This window comes from Brevibacillus sp. FSL L8-0520 (assembly GCF_037963895.1).
Taxonomy (GTDB): Bacteria; Bacillota; Bacilli; order Brevibacillales; family Brevibacillaceae; genus Brevibacillus; species Brevibacillus borstelensis.
In genome coordinates, this window is the sequence record NZ_CP150171.1 from 5,006,948 (window position 1) to 5,025,112 (window position 18,165).

The 18,165-nt window shown below is 53.0% G+C and carries 13 protein-coding genes; 4 read left to right on the forward strand and 9 right to left on the reverse strand.

Annotation, left to right across the window (positions count from 1 at the left end):
- Positions 1-43: 43 nt before the first annotated feature.
- The 7 genes from NSQ24_RS24460 to mnmH all read right to left on the reverse strand — a co-directional run bounded on the left by NSQ24_RS24460 (position 44) and on the right by mnmH (position 9,061).
- Positions 44-3,157 carry an efflux RND transporter permease subunit gene (locus NSQ24_RS24460; protein WP_339166797.1) on the reverse strand — a complete coding sequence of 1,038 codons (3,114 nt, stop codon included), beginning with the start codon at positions 3,155-3,157 and terminating at the stop codon, positions 44-46.
- Positions 3,154-4,386, reverse strand: coding sequence for an efflux RND transporter periplasmic adaptor subunit (locus tag NSQ24_RS24465; protein ID WP_003388498.1), 1,233 nt, complete (start codon positions 4,384-4,386; stop codon positions 3,154-3,156). The genes NSQ24_RS24460 and NSQ24_RS24465 overlap by 4 nt, the downstream gene beginning before the upstream one ends.
- Before the next feature lie 79 nt (positions 4,387-4,465).
- Positions 4,466-5,092, reverse strand: a complete 627-nt coding sequence (locus NSQ24_RS24470) for a TetR/AcrR family transcriptional regulator (RefSeq protein ID WP_003388499.1) — start codon at positions 5,090-5,092, stop codon at positions 4,466-4,468.
- Positions 5,093-5,331: 239 nt separating this feature from the next.
- Positions 5,332-6,288 carry an RluA family pseudouridine synthase gene (locus NSQ24_RS24475; RefSeq protein WP_339166800.1) on the reverse strand — a complete coding sequence of 319 codons (957 nt, stop codon included), beginning with the start codon at positions 6,286-6,288 and terminating at the stop codon, positions 5,332-5,334.
- Positions 6,289-6,359: 71 nt separating this feature from the next.
- Positions 6,360-6,530 (reverse strand): hypothetical protein, encoded by a 171-nt coding sequence (locus tag NSQ24_RS24480; protein ID WP_155807961.1) that lies wholly within the window; start codon positions 6,528-6,530, stop codon positions 6,360-6,362.
- 312 nt (positions 6,531-6,842) lie between these two features.
- Positions 6,843-7,955 (reverse strand): aminopeptidase, encoded by a 1,113-nt coding sequence (locus NSQ24_RS24485; protein WP_327926417.1) that lies wholly within the window; start codon positions 7,953-7,955, stop codon positions 6,843-6,845.
- Between the two features lie 38 nt (positions 7,956-7,993).
- On the reverse strand, positions 7,994-9,061 hold the full coding sequence (gene mnmH, locus NSQ24_RS24490; RefSeq protein WP_051567358.1) for a tRNA 2-selenouridine(34) synthase MnmH: 1,068 nt from the start codon (positions 9,059-9,061) through the stop codon (positions 7,994-7,996).
- Between the two features lie 88 nt (positions 9,062-9,149).
- On the opposite strand from mnmH, the gene selD reads away from it, so the two are divergent.
- From selD to NSQ24_RS24510, 4 genes are all read left to right on the forward strand, one after another.
- A complete protein-coding gene (gene selD, locus NSQ24_RS24495) occupies positions 9,150-10,202 on the forward strand; it encodes a selenide, water dikinase SelD (protein WP_024983730.1) in 1,053 nt (350 codons plus the stop codon).
- A 486-nt stretch (positions 10,203-10,688) separates the two neighbouring features.
- Complete coding sequence (locus NSQ24_RS24500) at positions 10,689-11,957, forward strand: MFS transporter (protein WP_243014089.1); 1,269 nt, start codon at positions 10,689-10,691, stop codon at positions 11,955-11,957.
- Between the two features lie 486 nt (positions 11,958-12,443).
- A complete protein-coding gene (locus NSQ24_RS24505; RefSeq protein WP_003388507.1) occupies positions 12,444-13,064 on the forward strand; it encodes a hypothetical protein in 621 nt (206 codons plus the stop codon).
- A gap of 44 nt (positions 13,065-13,108) precedes the next feature.
- Entirely contained in the window at positions 13,109-13,678 is a 570-nt protein-coding gene (locus NSQ24_RS24510; RefSeq protein WP_024983728.1) for a hypothetical protein, read from the forward strand.
- 57 nt (positions 13,679-13,735) lie between these two features.
- On the opposite strand, the gene NSQ24_RS24515 is transcribed toward NSQ24_RS24510, so the two are convergent.
- On the reverse strand, positions 13,736-16,759 hold the full coding sequence (locus NSQ24_RS24515) for a DUF4855 domain-containing protein (RefSeq protein ID WP_339166802.1): 3,024 nt from the start codon (positions 16,757-16,759) through the stop codon (positions 13,736-13,738).
- 91 nt (positions 16,760-16,850) lie between these two features.
- On the reverse strand, positions 16,851-18,011 hold the full coding sequence (locus NSQ24_RS24520) for a class I SAM-dependent RNA methyltransferase (protein WP_031932561.1): 1,161 nt from the start codon (positions 18,009-18,011) through the stop codon (positions 16,851-16,853).
- Between the last annotated feature and the right edge of the window lie 154 nt (positions 18,012-18,165).

Here is an 18,165-nt window from a genome sequence, read left to right on the forward strand (position 1 = left end):
CGGTGCCTGTTTGTATTCGATGCTTTTACGTATCGAAACTTCGTTACCCTTCCAGCTCCGCCTCCGGCCCGTACAGATCAGGCCGCTTGGCTGCCAGTTTGGCTTTCCGCCTGGCCTTCCGCTCCGCGAGCACTGTGTAGAAAGACGGAACGACGATCAGCGTCAGCAGCGTGGAAAAGATCAATCCGAAGATGATGGTGACCGCCAGCGGACGGAACAGTACGTCCCCAAACAGCGCGAGCGGCGTCAGGCCCGCCACAGCCGTAAGCGAGGTCAGCAAAATCGGACGCAGACGCGCCTCTCCGGCCTGGATCACGGCCTGCTTCAGTTCCGCGCCTGCATGCCGCGCTTCTTCGATAAACTCGATCAGCACAATGCCGTTTCGCACCACGATCCCCGATAGCGAGATCGCCCCCATCATCGTCATGAAGCCGAGCGGCGTCTGCGTGACGAACAGCCCGATCAAGCTTCCGGCAAAGGCCAGGTACACCGTACTGAGAACCAGCACGGGAATGCTGAGCGAATAAAACTGCATCGCAATCAAAATCAGGATGAGGAAAAGGACGATGACCGACAGTTTCCCCATGTCGATAAAGATATCCGTCTGCTCCGAAGTCTCGCCGCCGATTTCCCAGCGATACCCCTCAGGGAATGAAATGGATTCGAGCAGCGGCTTGATTTCAGCCATGACCTCTGTCGCCGTACGGCCTCGCAGGTCGCTCGTAATCGTCACGGCACGCGAGAGATTCCGGTGCGGGATTTTTTGCGTGCTGAAAGTGGGCTTGACCTCTGCTAGCTGGGACAGCGGAATTTGCTCGCCTGCCGCATTGGTTACGGTCAGTCGCTGGAATAGGACGGTCGGATCGGCCGCTCCCTTTTGCATAAACAGCTTGATGTCAAGCAAATCCGCCCCCGTATCGAACTGACTGACGGTGATGCCTTCGCTGGCGAGGCGGAGCGTCTGCGACAGATCGTTGTAATTGACCAGCTTTTCCTTCATCAGCTCCCGGTTCACCACAAACTCCAGGGTGTACCGCTCGATTCCGAAATCGTCCTGAATGTCGTACGTGCCTTCCAGCTTGGCGATCCGGTCCTTGATATCCCCTGCTAACGAACGTAGCGTAGGAATGTCTTCCCCATATACCCGGATCACAACAGGCTTGCCGACCGGGGGACCTGCTTCCAGCTGCTTCGGCAAAATGCTCGCTTCCGGATAGAGCTTTTTAAACTCCTCGCGCCAAGGCTCCAGCATATCCTCAATCTTTACCTTTGACTTGTCAAAGCGGACGACCAGTTGCCCAAGCGTGATGCCCTCGCCGATTTCGGTATCGCCGCTGAACATTTTGGGGGCGCTGCCGCCCGCGTAAGCGGCGACCGACTCGATCCCCGGCTGCTTTTGGATCCAGTCCGACACTCCCCGTACGACCCGGTCCGTCTCCTCCACACTGGTCCCGACCGGCAGACGGACGTTGACGAGAAATTGCGGCCGCTCGTCGTTGGGGAAAAGCTGGATCGGTGTCAGCGGGATCAATCCGTAGGCGCTGGTGCCGATCAAAACGCCGACCATGCCCGCGAGCACGGGCCGTTTTAAAATCCGCGGCATCAGCTTGCCCGCGTACCAGTTCGTCAATTGGAAAATTTGCTTGCCGAGCAGCCCCGGCGGCTTCCGGTACCCTTCGACTCCGCCTCTGCGGCGATGTTCGTACCACTGCCGGAATATCGGGATAATCGTCAGCGACATGAGCATCGAAGCGAGCATCGTCAAGGAAATAATCACAGGCACGGGCCGGATAAACTGTCCGACGTTTCCGCTCATGAACATCAGCGGACCGAAGGAAGCGATTGTCGCAAGCGTTGCCGTGACGATGGAGATGGACACCTCTTTTGCGCCTTTGACTGCTGCCGGGAGCGGTTTTTCGCCCAGCGTGGACAGCCTCCGCTCGATGTTGTCATTGACGACCACGGCATCATCCACGAGAATCCCCAGCACGATGATCAGCGAGACAATCGAAATCATATTCAGCGTGATGCCCATGGAAGGCAGGAACAACAACCCCGATGCAAGCGAGATCGGGATCGCCAGCGCTACCACAAAAGAAGTGATCAGGTTCAATCCCAGTGTACATACCAACAGTACAGCCAAAACGGCGATCAGCATCTCGCGTGAAAGATCCCCGAACAGCTCATCGACGCGTTCCTTTTGCGAGTAAATGGAATGCTTCTGCGCCCATGCGGGAAGCGACTTCTCCAGCGTTTTCACCATCTCGTCGACGCGCTTTTGCAGGGACGGTACGTCGCTGCCTGTCTCGGCGTTGATGCTGATCGATACAGACGGCTTGCCATTGAAGTAGGAATACGACTCGATCTGCTCTGTGGTGAGCATGGCGCTACCGACATCCTTCAGATAGATCGGGAAGCCCTGCTGTGTCCGGGAGACGATGACGTCGTTTAAAGCCTCCACATCCTGGCTTTCCGCCAGCTTGAGCTGGTATGTGCGGCTATCGGCCGTCAAGTCTCCAAGCGGAATCCGTTCGTTTTCCTTTTTGACCGCCATCAGCACCTGGCCCCAGGTCAGCCCGTACTGGCTCAGCCTTTGCGTATCCACCTGAATCTGGATCTCCTCGTCCGGCAAGCCTTTGATGGTCACGTCTGCCACATTGGGAATCGTGCGGAGCTGTTCTTTCCACGACTTCAGGGTGGACCTGAGGCTGTACAGCTCTTCGCGGGTGTCAGCGGTGATCGCGAGCGTCTGGACGAAGGTGCGGTTCAGGTCGTCATTGATGATCGGCTGCTTGGCATCCTCCGGCAAATCAGCCTCGGCATCCTTTACCTTTTTGCGCAGTTCATCCCACTTTTGTTTGGGATCGACATCTCCGTCTGTCTCCACGATAATGCTCGACACGCCCAGACCGGAGACAGACGAGACGTATTTCAGGCCTTGAAGCTCGTTGATTTTTTCCTCCAGCTTCTTGGTGACCGTCTGCTCTACTTTCTCTGGCGAAGCACCCGGATAAATCGTGGTGACAGTGGCAAGATTGACAATGATGTCGGGCTGCTCCTGCTTGGGGAACTGGAAAAAGCTGAGAGAACCGATCAGGACGACCATTGTAAAGAACAAGAGCGTGATTTTTCGTTTGCGGACGATGTATTCAATCACTGTGGTTGTCCTCCTGCCGCCTCGATCGGATCGCCGTCAAACAACTGGTCTACTCCTTTGACGACAAGTCGGTCCCCTTCCTTCAACCCGCTGGTGATCTCCAGTCTGTTGCTGTTGATCTCGCCGATCGTCACCGGGGTTTTCACCGCTTTTCCGGCGCTTTCGACAAAGACGTGGGCCTCGCCCTGCCCTCGGCTGATCACCGCTTCGACCGGCACGTACAGCCCTGCTTTTCCTTGCACCGTTTTGGTCGCCTTCACGACCTGACCGGCGAACCAGTCGTGCTTCTCGTTTTTCACTTGTACCTCGACACCGATGGTCCCCGTGCTTTGGTTGGCGGCCGGGTGAATTTTCACCACCTTGCCCTCCCGCTTTTGCCCGTAAAGCTCAAGCGTAATGGCCTCACCTTCCGTCCAGGCAAAAATCTCCCGGTCTGGAACCGGCAGCACGACCTTCAATGTATCGATCTGTCCGATCCGGTAAACGGGGCTTCCCACACCGACCAGGGAGCCCGCCGATCCGAGCTTGGCGATAATCGTGCCATCGATCGGAGCGCGCAGCTGGGTTTTGGCCAGCGTACTGGCAGCCAGCTCTTTGCCGATCACGGCCTGATGGTAGCTCGCCTGGCTCAGTGTCTTGTCCTCGGCGCGAGCGCCCTGCGTAACCAGCGACAAGGCTTGCTGGGCGTTTTGCAAATCCGTCAGGGCAACATTTACGCGATTTTGCGCAGTCTCGTACTCGCTCTGGGAGATGGCCTTTTCCCGGTACAGCGCCTCAATCCGTTTGAAGTCGTCCTCCGCCTGTTGATGGGCGATCGTCGCCTTTTCCACAACCAGGCGCGCCTGCTCGATCTCCTGCTCGCGTGCTCCCTTTGTTACCTTTTCCAGCGTGGCTCCTGTTTGCTGAACGGTGGCACTGGCGGAAGCGACCTGAAGCGAATAATCGCTGCCGTCCAGACGAGCCAGGATGTCACCCCTTTTGACAGTGTCACCTTCGTTTTTGGCAAGCTCGGTGATCCGTCCAGCTACCTCGAACGAGACGAGCGCTTCCTCCAGCGGCTGCAATGTGCCGGAAAGCTCGGTTACCTTCACCGCCTGCTCCTGTTTCACCACGGCAAGCTCTACTTGCTTTACTTCGGACACAGCTTCCGCAGCAGGCTCCTGACTGCTGCAAGCCGTCGTCGCCAATAGCCCGGCGATTGCGAGAAAAGACAGCCATTGTTTTCTCATGTGACCCTCCACTCCATTCCCCTATATGTCCGCTCATCTACGTGCTTTCATCAATATACAACTGAAAACTGGCATCATTTCATCGGCTGCCGATGCCGCGCAGCAGAATGTCTGCACTGCTTTCCGTCATTGTCGGTATATCGATCAAGCTGTCGCAGTCTACCTTCACCCAATGCCTTGCCAAAAAAGAGTGGAAGAATGCCGAGACAAACATGTGGGCTGCGGTCGCAAAGTCTCCTTTGGGAAGAAGTCCGGCCTCATGCATCTCCTGCAGCTTTTCGCTCAGCATCTCATCGGCGATCTGCGGCATGCGGCTGAGCAGGTTGAAAACCTCGGGGTGATTCTGCGATTCGATCAGACAGATGATCAGAACTTCCTTTCGCTCCACAAGCGCGTTGTAATAGGCTTCGCCGTAGTGCATGAGCATCGCTTTGACGTCGTGGCCGCAGGCGTGAATCGCTTTTTCCAGCGCAGGGCGAATCTCGGTCATCTCCTCCAAAAGCTCGATGAGAATCCGCTCCTTGTTTTTGAAATGGCGGAAAATCGTCACTTCATTCACGCCGGCCAGCTCGGAGATTTTGCGAGTGGTTGCGCCCTTGTAGCCTTTCTGGGACATGAGCTGGCGGGCAGCAGCCAAAATCCGTTCCCTCGTTTCCTGTTCATCTCCTTTCCCGCTCTGGATTTTTTCGTGATCCGGCTTATCCATTTTGTTACCTCCGTATCATGCAAGCACTTGCTTTCACATGGCAATAATTAGCAAACCCATTATAACGGAGCTTTGCATGCATGTAAATACTTGCATGCGTTCCAAATGGGTTTTTGGACCCGGGCTTTTTTAGCGGAGCTGTAAGCCATACGTGAAACGTATAAATGCAGGGTCTCTTTCATTTCCTGTCAACATCAATGAAAAAAGCTGCTGACCGTATGGGTCAACAGCTCCAAAAACTAGCGATTTGCCAGATTGTACTCCCTTTTTATCATTTCGTTCATGTCATCTGGTAGCGGCGCCTCGCAAACGATCTCCTGCCCGGTAATCGGATGCGGAAAGGAAAGCTTGCTGGCATGGAGGGCCTGACGCCTGAGCAAGTCCCTTCTGCCGCCATACATGCCGTCTCCTGCAAGCGGATGCCCGATGTGGCGAAAATGAACGCGGATTTGATGCGTTCGCCCGGTCTCCAGCCATACCCGGACAAGACTGGTATCCGCAGAAGAGGCCTCCATCTCGTAATGGGTGACAGCCTCCTCCCCCCGTTCCGTTACCTTGCGGCGGGTAGGATGGCGGGGGTCTCGCCCGATAGGAGCGCTAATTGTACCGTTCGCCTCCTCCAGACGCCCGCAGACGACAGCGAGGTATTCCCGATGCAAGCTCCCGTCGCGCAGCAATCGATCAGCGAGCTGATGCCCGTAGCTGTTCTTTCCCACCAAAATGGCTCCCGAGGTCTCCTTGTCAAGCCTATGTACCGGATGGACGCGGTCCGGCTCGCCCTTTTCCCGCAAATACTCGGCAAGGGCATGAACCAGTGTGCCTTGTTGATCTTGCTTGACGGGATGGACCATCATGCCCGCCGGCTTGTTTGCGACCAGCAGATGCTCATCCTCGTACAAAATCTCTACAGGTAAAGCCGCTTCAACGCTCTTCCCCTGCTTTCGCTGGGCTGCTTGCTGCGGTGAAGCATCCTGCCCGGGCTGATCTTGAACCCTGACCGCTACCTTGTCCCCTGCTTTTACCACCCTTTTTAGAAAAGGGGGCTTCCGGTTCAGGAGCACTCCCTTGCTCCTCGTAAGCCGTTGCAGCATTCTCCCCGAGACATGGAGTTTTTCCCGGACGATGCTCTCGACAGTAAGCCCTGCGTCCGCCTCTGCCACCTCATATTCCAGCCAGCCTTTTTTGCTCAAGCCCATCTCCTGCTTTCGTTCTCATTTCCTCCTATTGTATCGGAAGATGATGAGCAAGCGCCAGTTGACCGCTTTGTTCAAAAGCGGAGTACAACATCGCTTATGCACCGGTCAAAGTCGATGGCCGCTTTTGCCTGCCCCATTTCCAGGCATTGCGTGACATATCCTTCTTCTGCGTGGTACTCCCGACCAATGAGGTTTCCGTCAAAAAACATATGCAAACGATGTTTCCAAAGCAAGCGGGTCATGGTAAACACCTCTTTTTTTAAACTTATTTGTATATTAAGTATATTTTAGAGGTGTTATTTTGTAAACATTTTTGTTTGTAAAGTTACAAAAAGACTTTGCCGGGTCGTGACAGCCATTGGCCACTGCTTGAACCTGTAGAATGGATGCCCCATATGCAAAAAACAGAAAACCCCTTGCTCTCACAAGAGGTTTTAACCAAGCTTCTCGCCGAACAGCCACTTGGATGGCAGCATCCGGGAGGTTCCGGTTCCGTATTTGGCTTTGAAATTCATCAGAGAAATGGCCATGCGTTCATTTCTGCACCTGCCCGCTTACCCTTTCAAATTCTCCGGGTTTAATCCTTGCAGTTCAGGCAGTACAAACAATCCGTCTTTGCGAATCAGCACGTCATCAAACCAGATTTCACCGCCGCCGTACTCAGGGCGCTGAATGTTGACCATATCCCAATGCACCTGGCTGCGGTTGCCGTTGTCCGCGTTTTCATAGGCGCGGCCGGGAGTAAAGTGAAAGCTGCCAGCGATCTTTTCGTCAAACAAAATATCGTTCATCGGGTGGAGGATATACGGATTTACCCCGATGGCAAACTCGCCGATATAACGCGCTCCCTCGTCACTGTCCAGGATTTCACCCAGCCGCTTGGTGTTATTGGCGGTTGCCTCTATGATTTTCCCGTTTTCAAAGGTCAGCTTGACGTTTTCAAAGCGGGTGCCCATATACGATGTCGCTGCGTTAAAGGCAATCGTTCCATTGACCGAATCACGCACAGGCGCCGTATATATCTCCCCGTCCGGGATATTGAACTCCCCTGCACAGATGATGCTTGGAATTCCCTTGATGGAAAACGTCAAATCTGTCCCCGGTCCGGTCAATCTCACCTTGTCTGTTCTCTCCATCCGCTCTTTGAGCGGCAGGAAAGCTTCGTGCATCTTTTGATAATTCACCGAACAGACGTCAAAGTAAAAGTCCTCAAATGCTTCCGTCGACATATTGGCGCTTTGGGCCATGGACGGGGTCGGGTAGTTGAGCAGTGTCCAGCGCACGTTGGAAACGATGTAATCATTGAGCGGCTGCACCACTTTATGATGGGCGCGGCGGCGATCTACGGGAACATCAGCGGACTCGCTGTCATTCGTCGGACCGTTGATCACAATGTAGGCCTGGATGTCTTTGAATTTGGGCTCATTCCATTTGAGCATGTACGACGCTCGTTCCTCATCCGTCCCCATCATCAGCTCCCGCTCGATAGACGGATCGATGATCTGGACAAACGGATACGCTCCCTTGGCATACGCCTGTTTAACCAATTCCTTTGCCAGCGGGTGCCCTTCTCCTCGAATTTCTATCAACAAGCATTCCTTCTCCTGCAAACGAACAGAGTGATTCAGCAGGTTTTCCGCCAGCTTGACTATGCGTGGGTCCAGCATCCCATCTCCTCCTGCACCATAGTTTGATAAAAATAACTTTACCGAACTGGCAGATATTTTTCAATTAGTGCCTGGATGCTTTTTCCTGCTGCTTCCAGATCGGCGGCATCTACGCATTCGTGTATTTCTGTTACGTAATCCCTTTGCTTGTTTTGGTACCTAGGATCGTAGTAATGGACCAGCAGCGACGCGATCGCCTGGCGATAATCACCGGCTTGCAGAGCCTCCGTCAACAGCTTTGCCTGCGCGGTAGGAATGCGGCGGGCGATTTTTAGATAGGCGTCTTTTATTTTTTCCGCAAAATCCGGTCTCCAGGAAAAGGGAGTCACGTATTCATCATAAAGACGCTGAACCCGCACCTCCAGAGGAGCCGTCAACAAAATGTGGACAGCTTGCTCCTTGGCTTGGAGCAAAAACGGCGGGAGCAGCGCATTGCCGATCCGCCGGCTTTCCGCTTCCATGACAAAGTACGGCGCATCCTTCAGCCTTCGCAGCGTTTCAAACAAACGCGCGTCAAACATCTTCTGATTCGCCGGCTTTCCTTTGCCGATGTGCCCAAATACCGATCCGCGATGGCCTGCCATTCGCTCCAGGTCGAGGACAGGCAAGCCGGATGCCTCCAAATGGCGCAGCAGCTCTGTTTTCCCGACTCCTGTCATGCCGTGCAAAAGGAAGACCGGCCGATTCAGCTCATACGGCTCTATGGTGCCAACCACATGCTTGCGGTACGCACGATAGCCTCCGATCAGTCGGCGGACCGGGACACCGGCAAACGTGGAGAAGGTCGCCATCGCCCTGCTGCGCATCCCGCCCCGCCAGCAAAAAATCACCGGCGGTTCCCCCGTCTCCTCTCCCCTTTGCCGGATGGCTTCCATCAGCGTCTCCATTTTGGGAGAGACAATTTGCATGCCGAGCCACTGAGCCGCTGCTTGTCCCTCACGCTTATAGGCAGTTCCGACCTGTGCGCGTTCACTATCACTAAACAATGGAATATTGACCGCTCCCGGGATCGTGTCGCGGGCAAATTCCCCGGGGGAACGGACATCGATCAGATTGGCGTATCCCCGATGCAGCATCTCTTCTACGGTTATATCTTGCAATGTCATGTCACCCTTGCTTCTGGTATCCTGAATGTATCAGCTTGTTTGTTTTTTCTATCTTATCATTATTCCTCGCTGGTCAGGAGGTCATAACATGTCTGGAACCATCAAGCTTACTGCTCTTACCCAAAAGGGAGGCTGCGGCTGCAAGATCAGCCCTGACGCCCTTTCGTCTGTACTCAAAAATCTGCCCAAGCCTGCAGAGCGCGATCCGCGTCTCTTGGTCGGCGTGGAGACTTCGGACGATGCCGGCGTCTACCAACTGACTGACGATTTGGCTATCGTACAGACGCTCGATTTTTTCACCCCGATCGTGGATGATCCGTACTGGTTCGGCCAGATCGCTGCTGCCAATGCGATCAGCGATGTTTTTGCCATGGGCGGAAAACCGTTGACGGTCATGAACATCGTCGGCTTTCCCATTCACAAGCTGGACCCTTCGATTCTGACGGACATCCTGCGCGGCGCCGCTGAAAAGGTCGCAGAGGCGGGTGCCGTGCTCGTCGGCGGCCACTCCATCGACGATCAGGAGCCAAAATTCGGTCTTGCGGTTACCGGTACCATCCACCCTTCCCGCGTGCTGACCAACGCCGGGGCCAAGCCGGGTGACGTGCTGATCCTGACCAAGCCGATCGGTGTGGGTATCCAAACGACCGCGATCAAGCGCGAAGCTCTTTCTCCGGAGAAGACAGAGCTGGTCATGGAAATCATGGCTACGCTGAACAAGCGGGCCGCTGAATGCATGCACGATTTTCCCGTGCACGCCTGCACGGATGTGACCGGCTTTGGCCTCATGGGGCATGCGCTGGAAATGGCGGAAGGCAGCAAGGTCGGCATCCGCATCCGCCAGTCACAAGTGCCCGTCTTGCCTGGTACCCGCGAGCTGGCTGAACAGGGCATCGTCCCGGGCGGCAGCAAATCCAATTTCCGCTGGGTATCGGACCGCGTCCGTTTCCCGGAAGCATTGGACGAAACAGACCGGCTGATCCTCTGCGACGCCGTCACCTCCGGGGGATTGCTGATCAGCCTGCCTGCTGCTGATGGCGAGCGGCTGCTGCAAACCCTGCATGCAAATGGAGTAGAGTGGGCCCGGATCATCGCGGACGTCGTAGAGGACCATCCAGGTATGATCGAGGTTCACCCGTAGAACAAAAAAATTTTCTTGCATTTTTTCCCGACAGTGGAGTATTCTAGTCAACAAGAGTCAATCTGGCAAAAAATTTTTGAAAGACGGGAGTGTTGGTTCATGTTGCTTTCTGTAGTTTCTACGATTTAGATTGGGGACCTTGTCCAGGGGTCCTCACCCCTGACAAAACCCTATCTGAATGCAAGAAGCTGCAGGATGCCTGAACCCGCTTCCGTCTTTTCTGATCTGGGACATTCGGTGTAGAATCGAGACCGTTCTTTTGTCGATTCTGCGTACGGGATACGTACCTTGTTTTCGCGTACCCCAAGACCCCGTCCCAGTATCCCGACCCAGACGCAAAAAGCGCAAGCGGAAGAGGTTTTCACACTCCTCCGTTTGCGCTTTTTTTCATAATCCAAGCCGAACCAGGAGAGAATCAGCCCCTCACAAAGGCGGGGCACCTGCAGATGCGAAACGAGCTTCTTTGAGAGATTGGAGGAAATTTTCATGTATTGGCGTTCTTGGGACCTCAACCTGAAGGTCCGCCTGTTCGGCGAGTTGATTACGCATACGTTTTTCTGGATGTACTTTCCCTTTATGGCCCTATATTTCAGCGATGTTTTCGGCAAGGATGTAGCCGGACTGCTGCTGATGGTTCCTCCGCTGCTCGGCATCGTCGCCAATCTGGCCGGCGGGTATCTGGCAGACCGGATCGGCCGTAGAAAGACCATGCTGATCGCCATTTTTTCATCATCCGTCATGTTTGCACTGTTTGCATTTTCGTCTTCGCCGTGGATGACTTACGTGGCTTTTATCGGCATTGGGATGGCCGGCTCGATGTATTGGCCCGCCAGCTCTGCCATGGTGGCCGATCTGACAACGGAAGACGAGCGCCGCGTTGTCTTCGCCACCTTTTACACAGCGATGAACATCGGGGTTGTCGCCGGTCCCGTGCTCGGTTCCATCTTCTTTGTCCACTACCGCTTTGAACTGCTGCTCGCCTGTACCATCGTGGAATTTGTCTACGGGGTCTTGCTCTTCTTTTTGATCCGGGAGACGCTTCCTTCTCTCATCGGCAAGGCAGAGGCCTCGCCGCCCAAGCGTTTTTCGCTGAAAGAACAGTTCCGGAGCTATGCGGTCATTTTTACAGACAAACCGTTTGCCATCTACATTCTGGCCGGCATTCTGGTAGCCATCGCCTTCATGCAGCTGGACCTGTACATGGCGCTGTACGTAAAAGAGCACGTGCCCAGTCAGCCGCTGGTCTGGTGGGGAGATTGGTCCTTTTCTATCGGGGGGACATCCGCATTTGGCTGGCTGATGGGATTGAACGGTCTTTTGGTCGTGCTGTTTACCCTGCCTGTCACCCGCTGGTTTCAGCACTGGAGCGATCGGAACAGCCTGATCCTCTCCTCCGTCCTGTACGGCTTTGGCCTGTTCCTGATGGCTTTTACGAACAACATTTGGCTGTTGTTCGGCTGTATGTTCGTACTGACTCTGGGCGAATTGATCCGCACGCCGGTCGTGCAGAGCTTTATCAGCAAATATGCGCCTGAGGACGCCCGGGGTCAGTACATGGGAGCATCATCGCTGCAATTTTCCATCGGCCGGTTTATCGCGCCGCTCGCCATCGGTCTGTCCGAGTGGCTGTCGCCGCTCGGCGTCTTCTCGATTATCTTGGGTATTTCGCTGTTGAGTGCTTTGCTGTATGTGTATATGTTCCGGTTGATACCGGAGGGTGGTGGTATTGAAAGAACATCGGGGTATAGAGGGTAAAAGACGAGCAAAGCAAAGTAGGAATATAATAAGAGATGCCAGGCGTGTCCTGTAAGATGAGGCTACTAGATTAAAACAAGAGGGTTTGTCTTCCGAGGGAGTTAGTCCCTCTTGTTTCTACTTAACTATCTTACCTTGTAAATGGTGTCCTTTCTACTTGTCCGAGACAAAGTTAACGACTTGTAATAAACCAATCAAGTAACAAAATGCTAATTGAAAATTATACAATAAATGGTTGATATTGTTGTTTATTACTAATATTATACAATTATAAAATATTTTTTGGAAAGGGTGTTTAGTTCTCTCTTGATGAATATAGTGAATCTGAAAATAAATATAATTTAAGTGATGTTACTGAAGAATATGTTAATTCTCATCCCCGTGAGTACAAAGAAAGAATTCGCAATCTAGACAAAGCAGTATGGAAAAAGGAATTAGTTGCTTTAGCAAAACAAGCAGATAGAATGGAAGAGGCCCAGAAAATAATTGATAGGGATAGAAAAAAAAGGAAAACTTAAAGATCAATATGAAATAAAATTTGCTGATGGTACCATTTTTAGAGCTAGTTTTAACACATCTGAAACAGACCCTCAAAGATATAAAGAACTAACAAAAGATCTAGCAGCAGCTCAATTACTACCTCACATTGCTGGTCCGTGGAATTATTCGACATATATTGACACACATACAACTCCTGATAAGTCGGGAAACTATGTCACAGGTCCATCGTGGGAGTTTCAACAAGGTATTAGTTACTCTAGAGTAGCGATAGTTCATCACTTTTATTTAAACAATAACAATACCCCCGGAAATATATTAGATGATGCTGTAAGCACGAATACATCAGCAACTAGTGGTGCCGCAGCAGGTTACGGAGTTGTAGAAATTACAGAAGAGTCTGTAAAAAACCCTTTTACTTATGCCAAAGGGATCTCAAGTTACATTCAATCCTACCAACCAGCGACAGCAAGAGTATCTAAGGCATTTTCTGCTAGTTTTCTGGGATTATCCATTAACGCTGGAGCCTCGGCAAGCTGGAAGCAATACGCAATTAGTGAGGTTGAAGGACCCGGTATTATTTACATGTTTGCCGCTATGTATAAATAAAAGTGGGGGAAACCCCACTTTTATTTAAGGAGGAAACCAATTTAATGAAAACTAAATTATTTTATACTGTACTGTTATTTCTGCTTTTATTAGGATGTCAACCTAAAGAAATAAACACCAGTCCAGAAACGATTAGTTTTACAGATGAAGACCAAGCGCTAATTTCATTTGTTCATCAAAAGACAGACGAAAAAATAGGTTCGAAAGTTGAAGATTTCAAAGTTGTGAAGGTTTCATATATCGAACAATCTGGATTTGGACAATTTATTTTTAATAAGAATGAGGAACGATTTGAAGGTTCATTCTATGCTGAACATAACAAAAACAACTGGGAGATTGTTCATCTGGAAATAGCAAAGATGGATGTTAACTCGCCGTTTACAAAACTGCAAGTAGTAGGAGGCTTGCGAAATAAAGACACTAATTTCCAAATCATTTGCGGAGTAATTAATGACAGCAGGATCAAATCGGTTCAAATTACATACCCAAATAATGAATCTTCCATAATAATGATCGATAATTATAAATACTACTTTGATGTTAGACTCGGTGTTAAAACGTTTTCCACAATCGTAGCGTACGACGAAAACTACAATGAAATCAGCTCTTATTAAAACTTGCTAAAAGGTCTGCTTCCCTTCGGAGGCAGACCTTTTTCAGCGTTCACAAATCTACTTGTTCACCGGAATTTCTTCCGGCAGATAATACTCATCCTGCTCAAACTTTCCTCGCATCCACTTATACGTGTCATCATAGATAGCGCGGATCACAGGATCATCGCTGTTCGCGGCGATCAGCAGCGTTTTCGATCCAAAGTAATAGGCGTGAATATTATTTTTGTCCATTCCGGCTTTGCGCGCCGCGATCAACTGGTTGTAGTACAGCTGGTAGAACTTCGGATCGCGGTACATCCGGTCGTCTCCTTCAATCTCAACGTCCATGCTGTACTTTTGCATCACTTCCACCGTTCCCTGGATGCGCTCCAGTGGAACCGGCTTGTCGGTGTAGTAGGTCGGCTGCAGGAACGCATTGTCAAAATACAGGGACTTCCACTCGCTGAGCCCTGGCGCCCCGAAATAAGGAATCCAGTAATATCGCAGCGAATCGTTATGGACCATGCTGCCCATGTGGCGGATCAGGTCTCGTTCCTTTGGAGCTCCGTCTTCTACCAGCTCATGGAACCAGTAGATGCCGTCGAGTCGCAGGTACTGGAAGCCAGCCTGATCCCAGCGCTTCTTCAGTTCTCCATAGTACCATTCCAATGCTTGCTTGCGGTTTTGGTACGCTTGCTCTTCGCCCACCTGCTTGGCGTTGAAGGAAAGCGACCCTTTTTTCGGATCGATCACGCCGAAGTCCGTTTGCGCCGAATTGGGGTACGGCAGCGCCAATACGACATTTTCTATCGTCGGCGATGCATACAGCGTTCCCCGCAAGCGGTTGAACTCTCGCATCGCACTGTTCAGCGCGTCGAGCTGTTGGTTGGAGCGGTACAAATCATCCAAATACTGCTTCCACCTGTCCTTGGTGGCCGGCATGGTCTGGTACGGCAGGAAGAGGATCGTATCAAACATCTGATCCCGCATGTACCCGTCTGTGGTTCGGTAGCCGACCATCGGGAGGAATTCTTCCTTTGTCCAGGTTCCCCGTTCGCCGTGTTCACCGGTATAGGCGAGAAGCATGTTCTCTACTCGGCGAGGCAACGGTTTTACCGCTTGGGGATCGGTCTGGTTGGCAAATGGCAGCAGCACCGGCGGCGCTGCGCTTCCCTTGCCATCCCTGCCCCATACTTCGAGCTGTCTGGCGAAGGCAAACACCTTTACCGGGAAGGATACCCGTACATAGCGGGTCTCCACCTGCGGCAGCGTAACGGCCAGCGTCCGCTCAACTACAGCGTCCTCCGCCTGAGATACATCATGCTTTGCTTTTCCGGCAAAATACCATGCTTTCCCGTCAGGGGACACTTCCACGTCCATCCACTCCGGAATGGTGATTCCTGAGGTTCTTTGATGCTTGAGCGTGAGCGTTACTCTCTCCAGCTGTTTGGCTTCCGGCAGCACAACCGTCACCTTTCGGCCAAATTGGCGATTGTAGCCCGTCCATGTCTCGGAAGGCGTGACCAAGCCGCCGACTGGGCCGGGGTATTGTTTTTCGACTTCCTGGAAGAATGCATCTGCCATTCCAAACGTTTTTACGGATGTGAAGCTCCCCGGGGCGAGATTGACCAGCTCGTCCTCCTCGGAAGGCTGATCGACATCGCTGTCGGTGTTTTCGCTATCATTATCGTTGTTTTCGGCATTTTTGCTTTCGGTATCTTTATTTCCAGTATCCATGCTGTCGGTTTCTTTGCTGCCTGTTTCTTTGCTTCCAGTATCCTCGCTTCCGGCAGCTTTGCTGTCGCTACCCTTGCTGCTGGCTTCCTGGCCGCTGCCCGGCTGCGAACCAACCGCTTCATTTTTTTTGCCGTTCTCCGCCTTTTGGGACTGGCTGTCTCCCGCAAGCTCGGATGCTGCCGTGTCGGTTGTACTAGCTTGTTCTTTCTTTTCCGAATCAGGCGTTCCCGTTTTCTCGGATGCCTGTCCATTTTTGGATTCCGCCTGCTTTTCATCCGCATCCGCTTTTTTCGCGGCGTTGCCAGATTCCTTGGCGTCAGCGGCTTGCTTTCCTTCCGCCGTTCCCTTTGCATCCTGTCCTTTTGCCTCGTCTTTCTTCGGCTCGACAGGCGCATTCGTTATTTCCACGGGAATCGTCACTTGTTTGAAACCGACGTTTACCGTCAGTGTGCCTTTCCCGGCAGAGGGACCGGCGACGAAGGTGCCGTCCGGCAAGATCGTACCGAGCTCCGGGTGGTCAAACGCGAAGACCGGGGTAAACGGCAGGGCTCCTCCGCTCGGGCGTGTGACCTCTACGCGCTCGCTGGTGCCAGCCATCACCGTCAGCTTTGTCTTGCTGACGGCAAAATCGACTTTCTCCGCCAGCTGATAACGGGCATTCCAGACGCGCTCCGCGATGACAGCAGCGTCTCCTCTCGTCACCTGTCCCTGTGGACGGAATGCGCCATTGGCTCCCTTCATCCAGCCTTGGGCGGTGACGGATGCTACCGCTTCCCTGGCATAGTCGGCGATTTCATCCTCGTCGTCGTACGCTTCCTTCCCCAGTATTTGCTTCGGACCGCTGCCCGCCTTCCAAAGCCTGTCTAAAATGACGGCCATCTCCTGCCGGGTCAGGGGATCTGCAGCCCCCAGCGTGCCATCGCTGCGTCCGTTCAGCACGCCAAGTTCCGTCAGGCCGTAAATGTACGGCGCATAAGGACTGTTCATCGACACATCCTCGTATTTCTCTTCTCTCGGCAGCTTGGGCTGTACCCCCATCACCTTTGCCAGCAAAACGAACACGTCTTGTCTGGAAATAGCCTCCTGCGGCAGGAACAGATTGTCCTTTTTCCCGCTGATCAGTTGAAGCGACGCCAAATGATTGACCGACTCGCGGGCATAGCTGTTCGTCAGATCGCTAAAGACAATCGCCTGTTCACCAGGCAAGCGCTCCGCCTCTGTCTTTTTGTCCGGCTCAGGGGCGGTGCCGGTCGGAACAGTCGGTCCCGTGGCGGCGGCTGCCGTGGCGGCGGCTGCCGAGGTGGCCATCAATGAAAATGCCAGGAAAGCAGCCATTACCCTCCCTGCAGATCGTCTTACACCCATGTTTTCTCCTCCATTGCGCTTCTTTCTGCTTTGTGTTTGATTTGCTTACGTTACCCCACAAGAGACGTCCCGGTTCCTTTGAACAAACGAATCAATCCGCCGGGGTTTCTGATTTGTTCGGACGGGGCGGCCGCGGTCCAAAGAACTGGTAGTAGTCGACCTTGATATTTCCGTTGTACAGCTTCCGCTTCTTGCTCGCCTTGCGTCCAAAATGCTCCTCAAACTGCTCGTCCGAGGTCAGCATGTAGATGGACCATGTATCCAAGGTCCGCAGAGCCTCCGCCATCTCCCGATACAGGCGGGCGGCTTGCTTCCAGTCTCCGAGCCGTTCGCCGTACGGCGGGTTGCAGATCAGGTAGCCGTACTTTCGCTTGGTGCGGACATTGCGGACGTCCATCTGTTGAAAATGGATGTGCTCATCTACGGCTGCTTCGGCTGCATTCCGTCTCGCGACCCGCAAAATATCCTCGTCAATATCGGTTCCGATAATCTCCAGCGGCTGGTCGTAGCGGGCCAGATCATGCGTCTCGGCCCGCGCTTCCCGCCATGCCGTCTTCGGTATCGTCGGCCAGCTTTCCGAAACGAATTCCCGGTTCATACCCGGCGCGATGTTTTGCCCGATCAAAGCCGCTTCGATCGGAATCGTCCCCGAGCCGCACATCGGGTCCATCAATGTCCGGTCCGGCTTCCAGCGTGACAGCAGAATCATCGCCGCCGCCATCGTCTCCTTCAAGGGAGCTGCGCCGATCAGGCTCCGGTAGCCGCGCTTGTGGAGCCCCGGCCCCGTCGTGTCAATCGTCAAGGTCGCGATGTCCTTCAAAAGCGCTACCTCGATTTTGTACAACGGCCCCTTTTCTTCAAACCAATCCTGCTTGTACGTCTTTTTCAGACTTTCCACGACTGCCTTTTTGACGATCGCCTGGCAGTCCGGTACGCTGAACAGCGTTGATTTTACCGATTTTCCTTCGACGGGGAATGTCGCATCTGCCGGTATCCAATCCGACCACGGAAGCGCTTTTGTCTGCTCAAACAGCTCGTCAAACGTCGTCGCCCGAAACTCCCCTATCTTTAGACGCACGCGATCCGCCGTTCGTAACCATAAATTTGTCCGGGGAATCGCGGAAATATCTGCCGTAAACTCAACTTTTCCATTTTCTACTCTGACATCCTGATAGCCCAGTGCCCTAACTTCATCGGCTACCACTGACTCCAGGCCAAATGTCGCCGTTGCGATCAATTCCACTTTTTGCATTCCATAATCTCCTGTCCGTGCGTAAATGGGAGGGTCTTTCCCCCTATACTATATTACCCGATTCTGCTGGTGTATTGGTAATCTTCTACAGGGGCAAACCAAAAAGTCCCGTCCAAACGGAAACGGGACTATGATCGTACGGTATGAAACGGCT